Source organism: Bacillota bacterium (genome assembly GCA_018818595.1).
Taxonomy (GTDB): Bacteria; Bacillota_I; Bacilli_A; order Izemoplasmatales; family Hujiaoplasmataceae; genus JAHIRM01.
Window position 1 is genome coordinate 115,542 of sequence record JAHIRM010000005.1, and the last position, 22,468, is coordinate 138,009.

Annotated in this window: 21 protein-coding genes; 15 read left to right on the top strand and 6 right to left on the bottom strand. The window is 31.5% G+C overall.

Translation table 11 applies throughout. From position 1 onward, the window contains the following. Positions 1-61 precede the first annotated feature (61 nt). The 14 genes from KJ971_01485 (at position 62) to KJ971_01550 (ending at position 14,752) form a co-directional block, all read left to right on the top strand. Complete coding sequence (locus tag KJ971_01485) at positions 62-1,006, top strand: bifunctional oligoribonuclease/PAP phosphatase NrnA (protein ID MBU1144515.1); 945 nt, start codon at positions 62-64, stop codon at positions 1,004-1,006. Continuing rightward, a complete protein-coding gene (locus KJ971_01490) occupies positions 999-1,967 on the top strand; it encodes a bifunctional oligoribonuclease/PAP phosphatase NrnA (protein ID MBU1144516.1) in 969 nt (322 codons plus the stop codon). Before KJ971_01485 ends, KJ971_01490 begins: the two co-directional genes overlap by 8 nt. Positions 1,968-2,116: 149 nt before the next feature. Continuing rightward, positions 2,117-3,511 (top strand): Na/Pi cotransporter family protein, encoded by a 1,395-nt coding sequence (locus KJ971_01495; protein MBU1144517.1) that lies wholly within the window; start codon positions 2,117-2,119, stop codon positions 3,509-3,511. Beyond that, positions 3,456-3,791: a hypothetical protein gene (locus tag KJ971_01500; protein ID MBU1144518.1), complete on the top strand. Its 336-nt coding sequence runs from the start codon at positions 3,456-3,458 to the stop codon at positions 3,789-3,791. The genes KJ971_01495 and KJ971_01500 overlap by 56 nt, the downstream gene beginning before the upstream one ends. A gap of 272 nt (positions 3,792-4,063) precedes the next feature. Continuing rightward, complete coding sequence (rpoE, locus tag KJ971_01505) at positions 4,064-4,654, top strand: DNA-directed RNA polymerase subunit delta (protein ID MBU1144519.1); 591 nt, start codon at positions 4,064-4,066, stop codon at positions 4,652-4,654. 118 nt (positions 4,655-4,772) lie between these two features. Next, entirely contained in the window at positions 4,773-6,386 is a 1,614-nt protein-coding gene (locus KJ971_01510; protein MBU1144520.1) for a CTP synthase, read from the top strand. 94 nt (positions 6,387-6,480) lie between these two features. Further along, complete coding sequence (locus tag KJ971_01515) at positions 6,481-6,843, top strand: PadR family transcriptional regulator (protein MBU1144521.1); 363 nt, start codon at positions 6,481-6,483, stop codon at positions 6,841-6,843. Next, positions 6,800-7,771, top strand: coding sequence for a DUF4097 family beta strand repeat protein (locus KJ971_01520; GenBank protein MBU1144522.1), 972 nt, complete (start codon positions 6,800-6,802; stop codon positions 7,769-7,771). Before KJ971_01515 ends, KJ971_01520 begins: the two co-directional genes overlap by 44 nt. Positions 7,772-7,820: 49 nt before the next feature. Then, positions 7,821-9,314: a carboxypeptidase M32 gene (locus tag KJ971_01525; GenBank protein ID MBU1144523.1), complete on the top strand. Its 1,494-nt coding sequence runs from the start codon at positions 7,821-7,823 to the stop codon at positions 9,312-9,314. Between the two features lie 132 nt (positions 9,315-9,446). Beyond that, positions 9,447-10,844, top strand: a complete 1,398-nt coding sequence (locus KJ971_01530; protein MBU1144524.1) for a TldD/PmbA family protein — start codon at positions 9,447-9,449, stop codon at positions 10,842-10,844. Between the two features lies 1 nt (position 10,845). Next, on the top strand, positions 10,846-12,159 hold the full coding sequence (locus tag KJ971_01535; protein MBU1144525.1) for a TldD/PmbA family protein: 1,314 nt from the start codon (positions 10,846-10,848) through the stop codon (positions 12,157-12,159). A 156-nt stretch (positions 12,160-12,315) separates the two neighbouring features. Further along, entirely contained in the window at positions 12,316-13,182 is an 867-nt protein-coding gene (fba, locus tag KJ971_01540; GenBank protein ID MBU1144526.1) for a class II fructose-1,6-bisphosphate aldolase, read from the top strand. 75 nt (positions 13,183-13,257) lie between these two features. Further along, on the top strand, positions 13,258-13,842 hold the full coding sequence (locus tag KJ971_01545) for a hypothetical protein (GenBank protein MBU1144527.1): 585 nt from the start codon (positions 13,258-13,260) through the stop codon (positions 13,840-13,842). A gap of 16 nt (positions 13,843-13,858) precedes the next feature. Beyond that, the gene (locus KJ971_01550) at positions 13,859-14,752 is read left to right on the top strand and encodes a hypothetical protein (GenBank protein MBU1144528.1); all 894 of its coding nucleotides are present in this window, start codon (positions 13,859-13,861) and stop codon (positions 14,750-14,752) included. A 45-nt stretch (positions 14,753-14,797) separates the two neighbouring features. Here KJ971_01550 and lysS read toward each other — a convergent pair whose 3' ends face one another. The 6 genes from lysS to tilS form a co-directional block, all read right to left on the bottom strand. After that, positions 14,798-16,294 (bottom strand): lysine--tRNA ligase, encoded by a 1,497-nt coding sequence (lysS, locus tag KJ971_01555; protein ID MBU1144529.1) that lies wholly within the window; start codon positions 16,292-16,294, stop codon positions 14,798-14,800. A gap of 14 nt (positions 16,295-16,308) precedes the next feature. After that, positions 16,309-17,274 carry a zinc ABC transporter substrate-binding protein gene (locus KJ971_01560; GenBank protein ID MBU1144530.1) on the bottom strand — a complete coding sequence of 322 codons (966 nt, stop codon included), beginning with the start codon at positions 17,272-17,274 and terminating at the stop codon, positions 16,309-16,311. 79 nt (positions 17,275-17,353) lie between these two features. Further along, positions 17,354-17,611 (bottom strand): RNA-binding S4 domain-containing protein, encoded by a 258-nt coding sequence (locus KJ971_01565; protein ID MBU1144531.1) that lies wholly within the window; start codon positions 17,609-17,611, stop codon positions 17,354-17,356. A gap of 46 nt (positions 17,612-17,657) precedes the next feature. After that, positions 17,658-19,571 carry an ATP-dependent zinc metalloprotease FtsH gene (ftsH, locus tag KJ971_01570; protein MBU1144532.1) on the bottom strand — a complete coding sequence of 638 codons (1,914 nt, stop codon included), beginning with the start codon at positions 19,569-19,571 and terminating at the stop codon, positions 17,658-17,660. Between the two features lie 76 nt (positions 19,572-19,647). Beyond that, positions 19,648-20,190: a hypoxanthine phosphoribosyltransferase gene (hpt, locus tag KJ971_01575; protein MBU1144533.1), complete on the bottom strand. Its 543-nt coding sequence runs from the start codon at positions 20,188-20,190 to the stop codon at positions 19,648-19,650. 1 nt (position 20,191) lies between these two features. Continuing rightward, positions 20,192-21,520 carry a tRNA lysidine(34) synthetase TilS gene (gene tilS, locus KJ971_01580; protein MBU1144534.1) on the bottom strand — a complete coding sequence of 443 codons (1,329 nt, stop codon included), beginning with the start codon at positions 21,518-21,520 and terminating at the stop codon, positions 20,192-20,194. 229 nt (positions 21,521-21,749) lie between these two features. Here tilS and maf point away from each other — a divergent pair, with 229 nt between their 5' ends. Continuing rightward, on the top strand, positions 21,750-22,316 hold the full coding sequence (maf, locus tag KJ971_01585) for a septum formation inhibitor Maf (protein ID MBU1144535.1): 567 nt from the start codon (positions 21,750-21,752) through the stop codon (positions 22,314-22,316). Positions 22,317-22,468: the final 152 nt, after the last annotated feature.

Below are 22,468 nucleotides of genomic sequence, written 5' to 3' on the forward strand. Positions count from 1 at the left end.
ATATAGGAATTAAAACCTTTTTATGTTATAATATACTACTATGCCGAAAGCGAGGACTATAATGGAACATAAAATATTTCAATTAATTATTGATAACAACTCAATTGTTATCGCAAGACATAAATCGCCAGATTTAGATGCTTATGGATCACAATTTGGATTGTATTATGCATTAAAACAACAATTTCCTCATAAACTCATTTATGTTATTGGGGATTCCAATTCACTGAATCAATTTGGAGAATTTGATGAAATAGATGAAAATATTCTTTCAAACTCATTGGTTTTCATCTTGGATACAGTGGCCAGTCAAATGTTAAAAGGCGTGTTTTATCAAAAGGCTAAAACATTAGTCCTAATTGATCATCATCAAAATGACCCAGATATTAAATATGATTATTATATAAGGGATACATCAGCTTCATCTACCGCTGAGATGGTTGTAAAGTTTTTACAAATTAATAATATACCAATTAACAAAGAAGCCGCAAAACCTTTATTTATGGGAATTGTGGGAGACACAGGAAGGTTCATGCATAACAATGTAAAACCTTCGACGTTTCGAGCGGCAGCCGATTTATTAGAAACGGGATTAGACATTCAGGCAATTTATAATTCGATGTATGTTGAGTCGTTAAAAATGAAGAAAATAAAAGCCGACTTCTCAAATAGTTTCTTAATTACAAAAAACAAAGTAGCTTATAGAAAAAACGATAAAAACTTTTTAGAACAATACAATATTGATTCCAATACCATTAGTAGAGGACTTGTAAATCAAATGGCTGGAATCGATGAAATACCTGTTTGGGTTAATTTTACTTTTGATACAGCAACGAACAATATCTTATGTGAATTTCGCTCAAGAGAGCTTCCTGTCCTCGAAGTGGCTAAGAAGTATGGTGGAGGCGGACACTTGATGGCTTGTGGGTGTAGCGTTTCAACTTGGGAAGAAACAGATGAAATTATAAATGATTTAGATAAATTAGTGGAGGAACAAAATGGATAAACAATTTATATTAGATAAAATTTTAAAATACAAAAAAATCATCATACATATGCACATGCGACCAGATGGAGATTGTTACGGAGCAGGATTCGGACTTAAAAACATTTTAACAGAATCCTTTCCAGAAAAAGAAGTTTATGTTGTAGGCGATACAGCAGATTACGTAAAATTTATTGGTAATGTCGATACGATTTCAGATGACGTCTATAAAGGAGCTTTGTCTATCGTTGTTGATACAGCCACAAGAGATCGAGTTGCAGATCAACGTTATTCCTTAGGAGAATATGTAATTAAGATAGATCATCACTTGCCAGTAGATGATTATGGAGATTATCAATTCGTGGATACTTCAAGACCTGCCACGGCACAAATCATTTTAGAGTTTTATTTGGAATTTTCTAATATTCTAAAATTAAATATGGAAGCTGCTAGAGCTCTTTATACAGGAATCATTACAGATACTGGTAGATTTAAATATCGATCAGTTACTTCTGATACGTTTAAAGCTGTTGCGCATTTGCTTGATTTTGGACTTGATTTTACAAAAGTTTTAGCTACACTTGATATTAAATCAGAAAATTTAATGAGACTTCAAGGGTATGTATTACAAAATTTTGAAAAAACACAACATGGCGTGGCCTATATTAGAATGTTGCCTGAAATTATTGCTAAATTTGGAGTTAGTTTAGAAGAAGCAAGTTCACTTGTAAATGAACTATCCTCTTTACAAGATTGTCCTGTTTGGATTTTATTTGCAGAATACGAAAATAATATCGTTAGAGCAAGAATTAGGTCAAAAGGACCTGCTATTGATAAGTTAGCAAATAAATATCAAGGTGGTGGGCATCCAATGGCTTGTGGAGCGAATGTTGGAAATTGGGAAACAGTAGCTTCTTTACTAGCGGATGCAGATGAACTTGTTAAAGAATATAAAGAATCATTTCAAGAAACGAACGAATAATAGAACTAAAAAGGCGAATTCGCCTTTTTTTATGAAAAAATATTCAAAAAATTTAATGAAAGTGTTTTTATACAGTATGAATACCTAAAGGTATTTGTTATAATAGGGTCGGCTTATGGTTACTCAAATTAAATTATTGGAGGAAAAAAATGCCGTTATTCTTTTTAGCGATAGAATGGAAGGAAACAGTTTTTGCCATTCTTGGAGGACTTGGAGTATTTTTGTTTGGAATTAACTTAATGAGTGAATCTTTAAAAAAAATCGCAGGCTCAAAATTAAAAATGATTTTAGAAAAAACAACAAACACGCCTTTTAAAGGGATACTTGTTGGAATTTTGATTACGGCGATTATTCAGTCATCTTCGGCAACCAGCGCAATTGTTGTTGGTTTGGTAAGAGCGGGGCTTATGACTCTACCCCAAGCTGTAGGAGTTATCTTTGGCGCAAATATAGGTACTACGGTTACTTCCGTATTGATAAGCTTAGACATTGGGCAATATGCGATGCCGATTATGTTTTTGGGAAGTTTATTAATCTTTTTCTTTCACAAAAAGAAAGTCAAAGAATTTGGTAAAGTCATTTTGGGATTTGGAATGCTTTTCTTTGGACTTGAAACAATGGGTGGGGCCTTAAAACAATTAGTTGAATTACCTGAATTTCATAATATGTTATTAAGTGTGGCAAATTATCCGATTCTTGGAGTACTAGTTGGAGTTGGAACAACGGCAATTATTCAATCTTCTTCAGCCACTATTGGTATTTTACAACAATTATACTCTACAGGTGGAGTGCCTTTAATTGGCGCTATAGCGATTGTTCTTGGAGACAACATAGGAACAACCATTACTTCTGTTATGGCTTCAGTGGGCGGATCTTCAGCTTCTAAAAGGACTGCAGCAATACATGTTATGTTTAATACGATAGGAACTATCATTTTCTTCTTGCTTTTAACACCTTATACCGAATTAATAGCGTTTTTAGGAGAAAAACTTATTGGGGCAGATTATTTGAGCAACAAACTTACAGTATCTCTTGCCCATGTTGTTTTTAATTTAGTGAACGTATTTATCATGTATTGGTTTATCAAGCAACTTGTTTGGCTTGCGACTAAAATTATACCCGCTAAAAACGAAATTGTACTTGGGGATGTCGTACTGGATGAACATTTAATTAATGGGTCTACTGATCTAGCGTTAGAAAATGCAAAAGTTGCTATTGTTAATATGGGCAATGTTTGTAAAGCTATGTTTGAATACACTTACAATTTTTCTTTTCTATATGATCAAAAAGAATCAGAAAAAGGAATTCAATGTGAAGAGTTGCTCGACACATTAGATGATAAGATTCATAATTATTTGGTTAAAATAGGAGCAAACGATTTACATAATAAACAAATTCAACAATTAGCGAAAGATATCGATACGATAACCGATCTAGAACGAATTGGAGATCATTTAACAAACATCATGGAATTTTTTGAAGAGCGACATGAAAATAAAATTGATTTACGAAGAAGCAAAAAGAGATTTATTAGATTTATATGATTTATTAAGAAGAACTCTTAAAGAATCGTTACTTGCTTTCGTTAATAAAGATAAAGATTTAGCAAGAGAAGTAAACGTCAGAGAAGATGTTTTAGATAAATTAGTCAAAAAATATCGAAAAAATCATATTAATAGAATTAATGATAGAGCTTGTTCTGAGACCGAGGCTGGCTATTATGTTGATATTTTATCGAACCTTGAACGCATAGGGGATCATTGTAATAATATCGTAATAAATGTATTAAGTGATTCATATACTCATGATGATTCCTTTTTCTAAAAAAAACTTTAAAAATATTGAAAATATCATACTTGTATTTATTTACTTTTTAATATATAATAAGTAAAGCATAAATTGGGTGGTTTTGTTTACTCACAATTATCGAATTATTTTAATCTATTTTATAGGTAATTTAACCAATATTTTAAGTATTTGTGCCACATTTAAATGCAAAGCTTTTGTTTTTCCAATAAATCGATAACAAATATGGTTTATTAGGTAAAAGCAAACTAATCTCAAATCACCAAAAAAAAGGTGAAGTGAAATTAAGAATGGAAGGAATAAAAAACATGACAAGTTGGAATCAAATGTCTTTATTGGAAGCCGCAGAACAAATTTTGCTTCAACACAAACAACCTATGTCATTTCTTGAACTTTTTCAATTAATTTGTGAAGCGAAGGAATTGTCTGAAGTTGAAAGAAATGAAATAATTGCGCAAGTGTACGCAGATTTCATTACATCTGCTAAATTTGTGTATGTTGGTGATGACCAATGGGATTTAAAAAGCCGTCAATCGATTGATTTGTGGGATAAAGATGGAGCATTCTATCAAGAATTCCCAGATTATGAAGAAGATCTAGAAGAAATTGAAGAAGACGAAGAAGAAGACGACGATTTAAAAGAAGACGATGATGAGGAAGATGACGATTTAGAAGAAGACGAATTTGAAGAAGAAGACGAAATAGAAAAAGAAGCAGATTTTGACGAATTTGAAGATGATATTGATTATGAAGATTTTGTTGACGACGAAGCAGAATTTGTTGAAGACGAAGAAGATATTGTTGTTGAAGATGCAGAAGATTTTGATGACGAGAAGTATAACGAGTACATGGATGACTATGAAAAAATGTACGACGAATAATTTTCAATATTGATTGATTTAAAGAAATATATTTGTTATAATCTTAAAGAGCTCACTAAAAAAAGAGTTCTCCAATTTGGGGAACTTTTTCTTTTTTATTCATTTTAGAGGTGAAACAATGAAAGTTACAAAATTTATTTTCGTGACAGGTGGAGTTGTATCCAGTTTAGGAAAAGGAATTACAGCGGCTTCTTTAGGAAGATTATTAAAAAACAGAGGATTAAAAGTATTTATGCAAAAATTTGATCCTTACATCAATGTAGATCCAGGAACAATGTCTCCTTACCAACATGGAGAAGTTTTTGTGACCGATGATGGAGCGGAGACAGATTTAGATTTAGGTCACTATGAACGTTTCATAGATGAAAACCTTTCTGTAAATAGTTCTATTACAACGGGGAAAATCTATTCTTCTGTCATTGAAAAAGAAAGAAGAGGGGACTATTTAGGCGCAACCGTTCAAGTAATTCCTCACATAACGAATGAAATTAAATCAAAATTAGAAGCTGCAGCAATCGAATCAGATGCTGATGTCGTTATTACTGAAATAGGAGGAACGGTTGGAGACATTGAATCGCTTCCCTTTTTAGAAGCAATAAGACAAGCTAGACGGGATTATGGGTTTTATAACACCCTTTATATTCACAATACGTTAATTCCGTATCTTGAAACAACAGGAGAACTAAAGACAAAGCCCACACAACATAGTGTAAAAGAATTAAGATCATTAGGAATTACTCCTGATGTTATTGTTTTAAGAACAAGCAAAGAAATTACAAATTCAATGCGCGAAAAAATAGCGCTCTTCTGTGATGTGAAAAAAGAAGCAGTTATTGAATGCCTTAATGCAAAGATTCTGTATGAAGTTGCAATTGACTTTTTAAAACAAAAATTAGATGATATCGTTTGTGAACATTTACAACTTGTAACACCTCCTTGTGATATGAGTGAATGGATTGAATTAATCGATCGCATCAAACATTTAGAAAAAGAAGTTACTATTGGATTAATTGGAAAATATGTATCGCTTCACGATGCTTATTTATCCGTTTGTGAATCATTGAAACATGCAGGGTATTTTCATCGAGTTAAAGTTAATGTAGTGTGGATAAATTCTAACGAAATAACCGATGAAAATATTGATGGAATGATAAAAGATGTTGATGGAATTTTGGTTCCAGGAGGATTTGGGTCAAGGGGAATTGAAGGAAAAATCAAAGCAATTGAATATGCAAGAGAACATCAAGTGCCTTTTTTAGGCTTGTGCTTAGGGATGCAACTTGCTATAGTAGAATTTGCAAGAAACAAATGTTCTCTTCCTCAAGCAAACTCAACAGAATTTGACTTAGAAACAATATATAATGTAATAGACTACCTTCCTGAACAATATAAAGGAATTGAAATGGGAGGAACATTAAGGCTAGGCTTATTTAATTGCGACATATTGGAAAATTCATTAGCTCATAAAGCGTATGGCATCACAAAAATAAAAGAAAGACACAGACATCGTTATGAAGTAAATAATAAGTTTAGAAAAATTTTAGAAAAAAACGGAATGATATTTTCAGGAATTAATCCAGAAACAAAATTATGTGAAATGATTGAGTTGCAAAATCATCCTTGGTTTGTTGGAACACAATTTCATCCGGAATTTCTTTCGAGGCCACAAAAGTCACATCCTTTGTTTAGAGATTTTGTGGGAGCCGCATTAAAATACAAAGAAAAACTATAAAAAAAGAAGAAGAGAAAAAAATTTCTCTTTTTTTTAAATTAGGTATTGTGTTGTGCACGGTACTGTGTTATAATTCTGTTGTGGAGGTGTAAACATGAATGCGCAATTTAAAAGAGGAATTATAGAATTATGTGTTTTATCAGAATTGGTGCAAGAAGATATGTATGGATATATGATAATTAATAATATATCAAAACATTTAGACGTAAATGAAAATACAATCTATCCAATTCTTAGAAGATTAACAAATGAAGATTATTTTACCACTTACTTGGAAGAGTCAAATATTGGGGCTCCTAGGAAGTACTATAAAGTTACAGAAAAGGGATTTCGATATTATTTATCTTTACGCAATGAATGGGACGAATTCATTGGAGGAGTTTATCAAATATTAAATAAAGGAGGAAAGAAAAGTGAAGAAGTTTTTAGAAGATTTGGAAGCAGAATTGAAAAATAACAATTTAAAAGACAAAGAAGTAAAGGAAATATTACAAGATCACGAAGAAATGATTAGCGAGGCATTAGAAGAAGGATTAACTGAAGAAGAAATTGTAAATAAATTTGGAGATCCAAAAAAATTAGCAAAAGAATTAGCTGATTTAAATATGCACCAAGAAACTGAAGTTGATTTTGATGAAGAGGGATTCAAACTATATAAAACGTTTGAACTTACTCAAAAAGAATTAAACGTTCAAGTAGGATTAGTTTCAGAAGATATTCAATACATAGCCGATGACGAAAAAAGCATACGCGTTTATTACAAAGGAAACCCCGAGTTAAACAAATATGAAGTGGAATATAAAGACGGAACATTTTCTTTAAAATCACCAAAAAATTCTTCATTTAATGTATTTAGAAGAAAAGGTACCGAAACTCAAATTGAATTTCTATTAAAATTACCAAAAGAATGTCTTGTTCAAAACATGAATCATTCAGGAGTTCATTGTGATGTAAGTTTAAATAAAATCAACTCCAAAATAATGCATTTTAAAACAACAAATGGAGATATTTCAATTAATAATTGCGTCACTGATTCACTTCATGTTGAAACAGTAAACGGAGATGTAGAATTGTCAAATTTCATTACAAATTCACTTCGGACCTCTCAAATTAATGGAAATATTGAAATTAAAAAATCAATCGTTAAAGAAGATTTCACCTCTAATACAGTAAGTGGCGATATTAACTTATGCGAATTCGAATGTAAAAATGGAGTTTTTAGGACAGTAAGCGGAGATATCGTTGGAAATGAAAGTTATTTTGAAGCTATCACTTTGCAATCCGTATCTGGAGATGTGACAATTTCCAATAAAGATGAGACAAGACCTATTATTGTTAAAGCAAAACATTCAGTATCAGGAGATATAAAGATTAATACAAAATAGTAGAAAAGATACAGAATTATTGTTATAATAGGTTACTAGAGGTGATATAGTGGAAACAGTAAATAAATTTCGAGAATTAGTTAAAAAATCTAAAGCGTATATTTATGTGCTTCAATTATGTGGTTGGGATTCCAACACCGAAGCACCAAGAGGGGCATTCCCAAGAAGGGCTGAATTATTGGGAATTATTGGATCTGAGTTATTTAAATTGCAAACAAGTAAAGAAACTCAAGATATTATTTATGGACTTTATGCAAAAAAGGATGAATTAGATCCTTTCACAAAGAGAGAAATTGAAAAAGCAAAAAAAGAGTTAGATAAAATTATTAAAATTCCTGAAAGTGAATTTATTGAGTATCAACAATTGATTCAACTATCACAAGTTGTTTGGCAAGATGCTAAAGCAAATAGTGATTTTAATTCATTTAAAGATAATTTGCAAAAGATTTTTGATTTTAACAAAAAATTTATCTCATATTACGGAATTGATGATCATCCTTATAACGTCTTGCTTGACGATTATGAAGAAGGGATGTCGATGAAAGAATACAATAAATTTTTTGATGTTCTGAAAAAAGATTTAGTTCCATTTGTAAAAGAAATATTAGCAACGAAAAAGAATTCAAATGATGCATTTATGAACGAATTCTTTGATGCATCAAAACAACAAGAATTTTGTGATTATTTAATTGATGTATTAGCCTTTGATCGAAACAGAGGATTAATGAAGAAAAGCGTACATCCTTTTACTTGGAATACATCTCCTGATGATGTGAGATTCACGACAAGATATTTAGAAAACTATGTTTTTTCAAGTATATTTGCAGTTATTCACGAATTGGGACATGCTACTTATGAACAACAAATTGATACCAAATGGGATAACACACTATTAAATAGCGGAACTTCCATGGGGATTCATGAGTCTCAATCAAGATTCTTTGAAAATATCATTGGTAGAAGTAAATCGTTTTGGGAAGTACATTATCCAAAATTCAAATCTCTATTTCCTGAGCAATTACGAAATGTTAGTTTAGATGATTTTTATCGTGCTACAAATAAAGTAGAAGCGTCTTTAATTAGAGTTGAAGCTGATGAACTTACTTACTCGCTTCACATTATGATTCGTTACGAAATTGAAAGAATGATACTTTCAGATGAAGTTCAAATAGAAGATTTACCAAAAGTTTGGAACAAATTAATGATAGAATATTTAGGAATAGAACCTAAAAATGATGGAGAAGGAGTCTTGCAAGACGTACACTGGAGTAGCGGGTTAATTGGCTATTTTCCAACATATGCATTAGGCACAGCATACTCTGCTCAATTCTATTACTCTATGAAAAAAGAACTCGATATTGACAAACTAGTATCTGAAAATAAAATCTCAGAAATTAATTTATGGTTAAAAGAAAAAATTCATCAATTTGGAGCTAGTAAATCTCCAAAAGAATTATTGTTAGAAGTGACAAAAGAAGAATTTAATCCAAAATATTATGTTCAATATTTAAAAGAAAAATATACAGAAATATATTTAAAATAAATTATAGTAAACAAAAAAAGCCCATCTCTTCTATTTTAAGAAGACTAGCTTTTTTTGTTTTTGCTTCTAAACACTTCAATTTATCACAAAAAAAGAATATAATAGAGAAGGATTAAAAGGAGGAATTTTATAATGTTACTAGAAAAAAATTTGATAGAACAAATAATCAATCAAGGACTGGCAACTGGCGCTGATTTTGCAGAAGTATTCATTGAAGAAAAAACATCTGAATCCATTCAATTAATTGGTGGAAGAATTGAAAAAGCAAACAGTGCAAAAATATTTGGGGTCGGAGTAAGATTAGCATTAGAATTTCAAAGTGTATATGGGTATACAAATAGCAAAAACCCTAAAGATTTAATAAAATTAGCTAGTGATTTATCAAAATCATTTTCAAGCGAAAAATTACTGATGGCAACGCCATTAAGTTCTTTGGAGATTGGTCAAAGACATTCAGTGAAATTAAATCCAAAAGACGTTTCAAAAGAAGAAAAAGTGATGTTAATTCAAAAAGCATATAAAGCCGCTAAAGAATACGACGAAGTTATTCAACAAGTAACTGTCAATCTTTCCGATTCAGTTCAAGAAGTGTTAATAGCAAATAGCGAGGGACGTTTTGCAAATGAAACAAGAGTGAGAGTTCGTATGAGAATTAACGCTATTGCTGGAATCGATGGTCAAATGCAAACTGGCACCGAAGGACCAGGAAGCGGAAAAGGATACGAATATTTTTATGAAGACATCAATATAGAAGATGTTGCAAAAGACGCAGCAAGAACTGCAAAAACAATGCTTTTTGCTGAAGAATGTCCAAGCGGAGTAATGCCTGTCATTATTAATAACGAATTTGGCGGAGTTATCTTTCACGAAGCATGCGGGCATAGTTTAGAGGCAACTTCTGTTTCCAAAAATGCATCCGTATTTTGCGGAAAATTAAATACAGTTGTGGCAACACCGATTGTTACAGCAATTGATGATGGAACAATTGAAAATGCTTGGGGCAGTGCAAATTTTGATGATGAAGGATATCCTCAAGCAAAAAGAGTGCTAATTGATAAAGGAATTCTTAAAACTTACATGGTTGATAAATTAAACGGTAGAAGAATGAATCATATTCCTACAGGATCTTCGAGAAGAGAATCGTATAAGTATGCTCCAACTTCTAGAATGAGTAATACATTTATTGATAATGGAGAATCCACATTTGAGGAAATTATTTCAGCTACTGAATATGGACTATTTGCAGCTAAACTAGGTGGAGGGTCTGTTAACCCAGGCAGTGGAGATTTTAACTTTGCAGTTTCAGAAGGATACATTGTAAGAAACGGAAAAATAGCTGAACCAGTTAGAGGGGCTTCTTTAGTTGGTAATGGAGCGGAAATCTTATTGAAAATAGATATGGTAGGAAATAATTTAGATAGTGGTAGAGGCATGTGTGGTTCTGTCTCTGGATCAATTCCAGCAGACGTTGGACAACCTACACTAAGAGTTTCTTCAATCACTGTTGGTGGGAAGAAGGGAGCTAAATAATATGAATATTGATAAACTATTTGAAAAAGCATTGCAAAAAGGAATAACAGATGTTCAAGTTTTTTTAGCAGACAACAATCAATTAAGTATCGATGTATTTAATGGTGAAGTTGATAAATATGAAATTGCAGATACATCTAGTTTGGTAATAAAAGGCATTTTCAATGGAAAAATGGGCACCTATGTTACTGAGGTAATGGAAGATGATCTTATAGATACAATCATTGAAAACATCATTTTAAATGCTAAAATTGTGGACTCATTAGATGATGCAATTATTTATGAAGGAGACTCAAAATACGAAGCGCTTGATGGATTATTTAATGAAGAATTATTCTCAATGGATGTTAAGAGAAAAATAGATAAAGTAAAAGAATTGGATCAATTATTTCATAACTTGGATTCAAAAGTTACTTTTGTTGAATCGATGTATTCCGAAACAACAAGATCAGTTTTATTGCAAAATACAAAAGGATTAAAATTATATAATAAAGTAAATTCAGCTTATTTTGGTGGTCAAGTAATTGTAAAAGATGAAACAGATCAAAGAACTGCTTTTGATTTGACTGTCAGTAATGAATTTGTTGATTTTGACTCAACTTCACTTGCAAAATCGATTGTTGAATCTGGAGTAAAATCATTAGGAGCAAAACCAATTCCTTCAAAAAATTATGAAATCGTTTTTGATAAAGACGCATTTGCAGTACTTCTTTCTGCTTTTGAAAACATCTTTTCTGCAGAAGCTGTTCAAAAAGGGTTATCGCTTTTAAAAGGGAAATTACACCAACAAATCGGATCCAAATTAGTCACGATTGTCGATGATCCTTTTATGAAAAAAAGTAGCAGTAGTAGATCCTTTGATGATGAAGGAGTTGCGACTTTTTACAAAGAATTGATTAAAGAAGGTCAGTTAGATACGTATCTTCATAATTTAATTAGCGCTAAAAGAGATAATGTTAAATCTACTGGAAATGGATTTGGAGGATCGATTTCGCCAATAAATCTAAAAGTTTTACCAGGAAATAAAACACAGGAAGAATTAATAGCTTCTGTGAAAGATGGAATATTTATTACAAATGTTCAAGGCGCACATGCAGGGGCAAACCCAATTAGTGGAGATTTTTCTTTACAAGCAATGGGCTTTGTTATCGAAAACGGAGTTTTAGGAAAACCAGTAGCTTTAATTACTGTGGCAGGAAACTTTATTGAAATGCTTTTAAATATTGTCGAAATTGCAAATGATTTAAAAACTGGATATTTTGGAATTACTTGTCCTTCAATTAAAGTAAAATCCATGCCAGTATCAGGAATTTAAAAATCGATAAGGTTATGAATTTATAGATAAAAATTATCTTAAATATAATAACCTTTTTCTTTTTGCCAATTTGATTAAACCAGCTAATCATCTTTACATTTTTATCATTTTTTTGTATAATATATACGATAATAATATTATTAGGAGGAAACAAATATGGGTATTGTCTCAGTAGAACAAATGTTATTGAAAGCATATAATAACGGATATGCAGTAGGCCAATTTAATATAAATAATTTAGAATGGACTAAAGCGGTATTACAAACAGCACAAGAATTAAATTCACCTGTCATCCTTGGAGTCTCTGAAGGTGCAGCAAAATATATGACGGGATATAAAGTTGTTACAGCAATGGTCAAAGCTATGGTAGACTCACTTAAAATCACAGTTCCTGTAGCTCTTCATTTAGATCATGGAACTTATGAAGGATCTTTTGCGGCTATTGAAGCTGGATTTTCTTCCATAATGTTTGATGGTTCTCATTATCCTATTCAAGAAAATATTGAAAAAACCAAAGAACTAGTAGCATTAACAAAAAAACTTGGATTATCAATTGAAGCAGAAGTTGGCGCAATTGGGGGAGAAGAAGATGGAGTAATTGGTGGGGGAGAAGTTGCAGATCCAAACGAATGTAAAATGATTGCTGACTTAGGTGTAACTATTTTAGCGGCAGGAATTGGGAACATTCATGGTAAATACCCAGAGAACTGGAAAGGTCTAAACTTCGATGTTTTACAAGAAGTAAATAATATAACAAAAGGTGTTCCTTTGGTGCTTCATGGAGGAACAGGAATTCCAAGCGATATGATAAAAAAAGCAATATCAATGGGTGTTTCTAAAATTAATGTAAACACAGAATGCCAATTAGTATTTGCAGAAGCAACGAGAAAATACATCGAAGCTGGAAAAGATTTACAGGGCAAAGGATTTGATCCTAGAAAATTATTGGCTCCAGGTGTTGAAGCCATAAAACAATCTGTTCGAGATAAAATGACTTTATTTGGTTCTGTCAATCAAGCTTAATCACAAAAAAACCACAAATTAATTGTGGTTTTTATTTTTACAAAATAGTATAATATCTCTAAGGCGGTGGAATTGATGAGCGACCTCTTAAAAGAATACGTTTCTTGGAACACTGAAAACTCTGATTTTTATTTAAAATTAAAGGAACACACTTCTTTGCTTTATGAACGCTTTATGCCGGTTTACGAAGTTCTACAATTTGTGAATGAAGCTGTTCAAAAAAAAGAACTTGATTTCACAGATGATTTAGAAAAGATTTTTAGTGTGGGATTAGAATATTTACACGATCAAATTGAAACATGTAAAATCTATTTAGAAACAGTATTTAAAAATGATTTTCATCACTTTTTAGAATACGACGTTGTGATTAATAGTCTTTTGTATATCGAAGATATTAGGTATGAAATTGCTGAAAAAAAGATTGCAATTAAAAAAGAAAAACTTGATAAATTATTAAAAGAATCTTATGCGATTATTCAAGAGAAAAAAGAAATTCCATTGACCTATAAACTATTCGTTGATGATTCTCTAAAAACGATCATTGGAGATAATTATTTTGAATTTTATGGCGTTATTGATATTTTTATTGATGTCGCTGAAACATTAGGATTGTATCTCTTTGAAGATTCAGAAGACTTTGTATTAGGAAACGATATATAAAAAAAGGAGAAAAACAATGAACAGAAAACAATATGTACTTTCTTTAGTTATTGTCATACTTGTGCCAGTAGCCTTAATTACGATTAATGCATTTCACTACTTTTTAGATTGGATTTGGATTTTCTTAATTTCTACCATTGGATATATGTTTATCAAATATCGTTTAAGTGGACCCATTCAAATGTTCGCGAACAAATTTAATATGTTAGTAGATTATGATTTGGATATTAGTGGAGCTGAACATTTAGCTCAAGAAGGTGTAAATAACGCAGCAACCAAAAACATCAAAGCAATGTATATGATGTATTTAGGTATGGCCAAATATTATAGCGGGAAATACGAAGACGCGATAAAAACTTTAAATTCAATTGAATTAAATCGATTAAATACGGTATATCACATATTAATCTTTTCGTTCACGGGTTATGCCGCAGTTGAAATAGATGACATTCAAACAGTTGATTTTTCGATTGAACGAATTAAAAATGTGAGTTTAAGAGTTGCAAAAAAATATCAAGGATTTGCCGCAAGCTATTTAGAAATTTTGGAGGCTATTAAAAATGTAGATGTATCTTTAGACCAATATAAAGATGTCATTGATAAACATTTTACAAGAAACGACGGATATATTTCAACGAAATTAGTCTATAATTACCGAATGGCAATTTACTATAAAAAATTAAATGATATTCTTGAAATGGATAAATGTTTAGCTTTTATTATTGCGAATGGAAAAGAACACCATATGGCTATAAAAGCAAAACAAATGTTTCAAGGTAGTGTAAACATTGAAGATTATTTAATTGTAGAAGGGGATAACGTCGTTTCAGAGCAACAACCCGAAGTGATAGAAGAAGATCCGCTTATGATTGATACAGAAGAATCGCAAGAAGAAGATAAAGAAGAATAAATTTAAAGCGTTGAAGGAACCCTTCAACGCTTTTTTTATGTGTTTTTATTTACCTCTAGTTTTCATATGTGGAAATAATAATACATCTCGAATAGAGGAGCTATTTGTGATTAACATGACAAGACGATCGATTCCAATACCAATACCACCTGTAGGCGGCATTCCATATTCTAATGCTTCCACAAAATCAATATCCATTTCGTTTGCTTCGACATTACCTAATTCTTTTTCTTTTAGTTGATTTTCAAATCGTTCTTTTTGGTCGATAGGATCATTTAATTCGGTATACGCATTTGCATATTCTCTTCCATCAATAAAGAGCTCAAAACGTTGTGTAAATCGTTCATCTTTTGGATCCTTTTTTGTAAGAGGAGACACTTCAATTGGATAACCATATACAAAAGTAGGTTGAATAAGGGAATCTTCACAAAAATGTTCAAAGAAAAGATTTACAATGTGGCCAACACTAAACAAATGAGGTTCAACTTTTAAATGATTTTTTAAAGCGAGTTTTTTGGCTTCTTCAAAATCATGAATTTGGAAAAAATCAATGCCGGTTTGTTCTTTAATTAAATCGACCATATGAATTCTTTTCCAACCTTTGCCAAGGTTGATTTCTTTATCGCCATATTGAATGGTTGTTCTCCCGATGGTTTCAAGGGCGATTGAAGAAATTAAATCTTCGCTTAAATCCATCATTCCTTGTAAGTCGCTATAAGCTAAATACAATTCAATGGTAGTGAATTCTGGGTTATGTTTAATGTCCATGCCTTCATTTCGGAATAATCTACCAATTTCATAAACGCAATCAAAACCGCCAACAATTAATCTCTTTAAATAAAGTTCTGGAGCAATTCGTAAATAAAATGGCATATCAAGTGCGTTGTGATGAGTAATAAACGGTCTTGCATTTGCGCCACCTAAAATTGGATGTAAAATAGGCGTTTCTACTTCCAAATACCCTAGATTATTTAAGTAATTTCTCATAGATTGAATGATTTTAGAACGCAGAATAAGGGTTTCTTTTGATTCGTCATTCATAATTAAATCGACATATCTTCTGCGGTATCTTTCTTCGATATCAACTAAACCATGAAATTTTTCGGGCAAAGGCCTTAATGCTTTGACTAGGTGAGTGTATTTAGTGACACGGATTGATAGTTCTCCAGTATTTGTGACCATTGCACTTCCTTCGATTCCAACAATATCACCTAAATCGCCTTTTTGAAAAATGTCATAGTCTTCTTCGCCTATAACATCTTTTCGAACATAAATTTGAACTCTGCCATATTGGTCTTGAATATGAGCGAATCCAGCTTTTCCTTTATCTCTTTTCGTCATAAGTCTTCCAGCAATTTTAACAATCTCTGGAGAAGCTATTTCGTGAAGTTCTTCTTTGGTGTAAACTGAAAAATCCTCTTTAAAGGTAAGAGTATTATGAGTTCTATCAAAACGTTGTCCGTAAGGGTCTATGCCTTTTAATTTTAATTCATCGGCCTTTTGTCTTCGTATTATTTCTTGTTCTGTAAGTTTATATTCCATTTTTATAGTTGCTCCTATTCTATATATCCAGTTGCTAATTTCAATAATTCTAAATTGGTATACATTACAGTGATATAATCTTTTCCTTCAGCTTTTTCATCGTTTGTTAAAGATTGTAAAATATCATATTCTAACTTAATTGGATTATAACCTAAATTTTCTAATGTAGTAAAGACCGCGTTTGAAAGAGGAGAAGTAGTGTTTCTTTCATAAATAATGTATTGAATTTCATGTAAGATAGCCTCTGCGACAATCTCTTCTTTTTCTTGAGTAGTAAATTGTTCTGACTCTTCATGGTACCCAGGAGAAATGGAAAGGTATAACAATCCATAATCATAAGCAAGGTATCCATATAAATTAGTAGAAGTTAAAATGGTCTTTTCCGATTGGTCAATCACTTCTTTGAAAGAATCGCTTAACGTTTGTAAATTAAGAATTAATTGATCATAATTTGCTTTCATTAAATCTTTAATGTCTGGATATTTTAAAATTAATTTATCATAGACTAAAGTTGCTACTTGTTGAACTTTTAAAGGACTTATCCAAAAATGAGGGTCATTGCCTAAAAGATTTACTTCAGATTCAGTAGTTACTTCATCTTCATGAACATGGACTACGCCTTCAATAAATTGAATATAACTTGTTTCATCTTCAATTTTTACTAGTTCAACCGGTTTATTTGTAAAGATACTGTTGATTTGGAAATCAACATATTGGTCGTAATTAGCTCCAACATAAAATAGATAACTTGCTTCTGTCATTGCAATAATTTCTTTTGGGGACCAGTCAATTGAATCTTGATGAGAAGAAACGCCAGGAACAATCCCTACCGTTAATGTAGTGCCTTTAAAGATTTCTTCTACAACGTATTGTATTGGATATACAGTTACGTATACATCATAAAATATGGTTTGATTTGTACAAGAAAAAGTCATTAAAGAAATAAATAACACAAAAATACTGCCTATAATTTTTTTCACGAGCTAACACTTCCTTTTAAACCTAATCTATTTCTTATTATACAGAATAAAACTCATTTTATCAATGAATTCTAGGTTGCTATTTTGTATTTTTTTCTTCTAGGACTTCATACATGCTTAAAGCATTCTCTTTATTTGCTTGATTTGCAAGAGCTAAGACTCTCACAGTAAATTCTTTGTTTCCATAAATAATTTTAATGATGTCGTTTATTTTAACCAAAGTAGAAGGCTTAGCTACTTTGTCATTTATGTAAACTCGATTATTCGCTGAGATTTCTTTCGCAATGGTTCTGCGTTTAAAGATTCTTGATACTTTTAAATACTTATCTAATCGCATACAATCCTCCAATTGAATAAGGGATACTCGAAGTATCCCTCACACTTTATTCGAATTTTCTTTCTTCTGTTTTTTCGTTTACAATTTCTTTTTGCTCGGGTTCAGTTGGAACGGTATCAGTTGCGAGGATATTATCCCACCTGTTTAATTTTCCGGTTTTAACGATTTCATCAATATCTTCTCTTGTTAATGTTTCAACCTCTAATAAGTAATGAGCAATTTGTTGAAGTAAACTTTCGTTTTCGCTTATTACTTTTTTTGCTGATTCATAACATTCGTGAATGATGCCTCTTATTTCTTTGTCAATTTCAGTTGCAATGGCTTCAGAGAAGTTTTTATCTTTGCCATAATCTCTTCCTAAGAAGACGGCTCCTGTATTTTGTTCGTAAGTAACAGGGCCTAAATTATCCGACATTCCATATTCGGTAATCATCGATCTTGCAATTGCTGTTGCTCTTAATAAATCATTATGAGCGCCAGTAGAAATTTCATTAAAAACAAATTCTTCAGCAACTCTACCACCAAGTAATCCTGTAATCATTTCTAATAAATTTTGTTTTGTTTGTAAAAATTGTTGTTCCTCTTCTGGAAGCATGAGGTTATATCCTCCGGCTTGTCCTCTAGGAATAATTGTTACTTTATGTACAATATTAGCGTTTTCTAATTTGATTCCAACCACTGCGTGGCCTGCCTCATGGAAAGCGATAAATTTTCTTTCTTTTTTACTAAAGACTTTTGATTTTTTAGCAGGTCCCATCATTACCCGGTCTACTGCTTCGTCAATATGAGACATTTCAATTTGTTTTTTATTTTCTCTTGCAGCAAGTAAAGCAGATTCATTCATCAAGTTTTCTAGATCGGCTCCTGTAAATCCTGGAGTTCTTCTTGCAATTTCTTCAAAGGTAATAGTAGGATTGATTTTCTTTTTACGAGAGTGAACTTTTAAGATAGCGATTCGACCTTTAATATCTGGAGTTCCTACATAAATTTGTCTATCAAAACGACCAGGTCTCATTAATGCGGGGTCTAAGATGTCTACTCGGTTCGTTGCTGCTAAAATGATAACGCCTGAATTATGTCCAAATCCATCCATTTCAACTAAGAGTTGATTAAGAGTTTGTTCTCTTTCATCATGTCCTCCACCGAGCCCAGTTCCTCTTTGTCTACCAACTGCATCGATTTCATCGATAAAGAGAATACAAGGAGCGTTTTGCTTTGCGGTTTTAAACATGTCTCTTACCCTACTTGCTCCAACTCCTACAAACATTTCTAAGAAATCAGATCCACTTACAAAATAGAAAGGGACATTTGCTTCTCCGGCAACGGCTCTAGCAATTAATGTTTTTCCAGTTCCTGGAGGCCCAACTAAAAGGACGCCTCTGGGAATTCTTGCGCCTAATTCTATGTATTTTTTTGGATTCTTTAAGAAATCAATAATTTCAGCTAATTCTTCTTTTTCTTCATCAGCACCAGCAACGTCATCAAAAGTAGTTCTTTGACCTTTGCTTAATTTTGCGCGGCTTTTTCCAAAATCAAAAGCTTGTTTGTTCGCGTTATTTCCGCCCTTCATCATAAAGACAAGCATAATCACAATTCCTGCAACCAAAATGACTGGGAATATAATATTAATTAAGCTATATGTTGCAGCAGGTACGAAGGTATATATTACGTCATTTGTTGCAAAACTATCGGTATTAAGTACGTTAATGATTCCATAAACAGTGGCTAGTTCGTCATCGTTTGCTAAGTAGGTAATATAATTTCTTGTATCTACTAAAGCACCAGTAACTTTATACGCTCGATAATTTGAATCACCAGATAATGGAGTAACATAAACGGTTGCAATTCCTTGGTTATTCAAAACAGTCACAAATTCATCATTTCGTAATTCTTCTGGAGAATTCATTGTACCAAAGCTAAATATTATTGAGATAGCAAGTAAAACCAAAAGAGCAATCATTAAAAAATGAGAGGTCCTATTATTAAATGGTTTTTTTACTTGACTTTTATTTTCTGCCATATTCTTCCTCCTTGAATCATTTCTTATAAACGCTTTGCTTCAATATACCTACATAGGGTAGATTTCGATAACATTCATCGTAATCTAAACCAAAACCAACCACAAATTCTTTTGGAATGGTAACGCCAATGTATTTTGGAGTAAATGGAACAACTCGTCCGCTAGGTTTGTCTAATAGAGTAACCACTTCAACAGAAGTAGCGCCCCTATGTAAAAGTAATTTTCTAATGAGTTCAATTGTTTTTGCGGTGTCAACAATATCTTCAGCAATAATGACATCGCGGTTCACAACGGGAACATCTAAATCTTTAGTGATTTTGATATCTCCGGAAGATTTAATGCCACCGTGATAACTTTGAACACCCATAAGTTCTATTTCACAATATAAATCAATGTGTTTTATCAATTCGGCCATAAAAGGCATACAGCCTTTTAATAATCCGATAATGATTGGTTTTTTTCCTTGATAATCTTTGGTAATGCGTTCTCCTAATGAAATAGCAATTTCTTTAATTTCATTTTCTGAAACCAAAATTTTTTCTATGTCTTTTTCTAACATATTATATTCCTTTCTGGAAACTTAGAAACAGTTTGTAGTTGCCCTTTTGTATAGGTATTTGATAAATATCGGGAATCCAAAGAATATCTCCTTCTTTGGACAAAACTATTGGAAAAGAGTCTCTGATTCTTTTGGGAATTTTTTGATCAATTAAAAAATCCTTTAGTTTTTTTGAGCCAAATGGAAACGTAATTTTGTCTCCAGGTTTTCTGTTTCTCACAGTTATCGGAAAAATTAAATCGAGATTATTATACCATAATTCAATAGATTTACCATCACAATTGCAACTATTTTCTGAAATGACAATGGTATCTCCTGAGGGCAAAATAACTTTTCCAAAATGGTTAAGAGTAAATTCAAAGTCCAAATAAACTGGTTTTGATTTTTGAAAAGAGATTTCGTCGTAACTTTTTAATATAATCAAAGCAGAATCTAGCTTTAATTCTAAATGTGGTTTTTGATTATAAAACACATTTACAATATCTTGAATGTTTTGATAAGATAGTTCAACTTGATTATTTGATACAAGATCGATAAGCTTTTTTGCGACGTCTTTTTGAATGATTTTATCTAAAGACAAAAAATCGTTTTGATTCACTAAGAAACGATCTTTATCTTTCGTTATGCATGAAAAAATAAATTGGTTGCTTGCTTTTTGAATAAACTCATAAGCGTCGGAGATGTATTCTGAAAATTGATTAAATTTTTCTAGCATTTTCGGATTTTCATTTTTTAATTGAGGCAAAATAAGATGTCGAAAACGATTTCTGGTATAATTATTTTCTAGGTTGGATTCGTCTTCCATATATAAAACTTTCATGTCTTTTTGATAAGCTTCAATGGATTCTTTTGAAGTGGTTAATAAAGGCCGAATGATTAATACATCTTTATAAGGAATCCATTCAGGAATGCCTTTATAACCAACAAAGCTTGAACCTCTTACAAGTCGCATTAATATTGTTTCAGCTTGATCATCTGCGTGATGAGCTAAAACAATTTTTGTTGCATTAACTTCTTTTGCATAACTATAAAAAAATTCATAGCGTTGATTTCTTGCATCATCGTGAAAATTCGATTTTGTGGCTTTGTTAATGGAAAAGGATTTAAAAGGAATTTCAAAGACTTTGCAAACTTCTTTTACAAAAGCCTCTTCTTTATTGCTTGAATTTCTTTTATGATGATTAATGTGACACACAAATAGTTTTAATTGTTTTCTTTGTTTCATCTCATTTAACACTTGAAGCAAAACCATAGAATCAATTCCACCGCTTATCGCAACGACTAAGAAATCGTTAGTTTGAATTAAATTTTCGTTCATTACTAGATTCAAAGTCATCACCTCTTACATTAGATTACTCTTATTGTATCAATTTTTCGGGCAACTGACAAATTTTTTCGAAGAAATAAGTGAATTTCTCAAGAAAAACGAAACAACTAGCATTTTATCAAGTATATGTGATGGTTATGTGCTAATTATTTTGTTTTTTTTGAGATCAAATAAATTCTTGAAATCGAATTTATAATTTATGATATAATAAATTAAATAACGGAGGTTAATTATGGAAAAAATTATTTTAGCTAGTAGTTCACCAAGAAGAAAAGAACTTTTTAAATTATTAGATCTTGATTTTGAAATTGTAAAAAGTGAAATTGAAGAAGTAATCAATCCAGACTTGCCTCAAGATGAACTTGTGACAGATTTGGCTTTTCAAAAAGCCACAGATGTTTTTGCTAAACATCAAAATCGAGTTGTTTTAGGATTTGATACGCTGGTGTATATTGATGACGAAGTATTTGGAAAACCAAAAGATTTAGAAGATGCCAGAAGAATGCTTCGCATGCTTTCTGGAAACACACATACCGTTGTGACGGGATGTGCAATTATTTCAAAAAAAATATCTAAATCTTTTTACACAAAAACAAATGTTTCTTTTTATCCGCTTTTAGAAAAAGAAATTGAAGATTATATTAAAACCAATGAACCATTAGATAAAGCTGGAGCTTATGCAATTCAAGGATTTGGTTCAAAATTTATTCAAACCATCAATGGGGATTATTTTACTGTGATGGGGCTCCCGTTATCTAGACTCTATCACGAGTTAAAAGAATTAAATATTATAGAATAAATGCATTTATATAAGCAACCGGTAAGTATGTCAAGAGGTAAAAATAAAAAAAATCACTAATAAGTGATTAAAATCTCATCATCAAGACATACTTAAAAAAGGTTAAATTGGATTTGAAGATATTCAGATATTACTTATAGAGTCTATTGGTA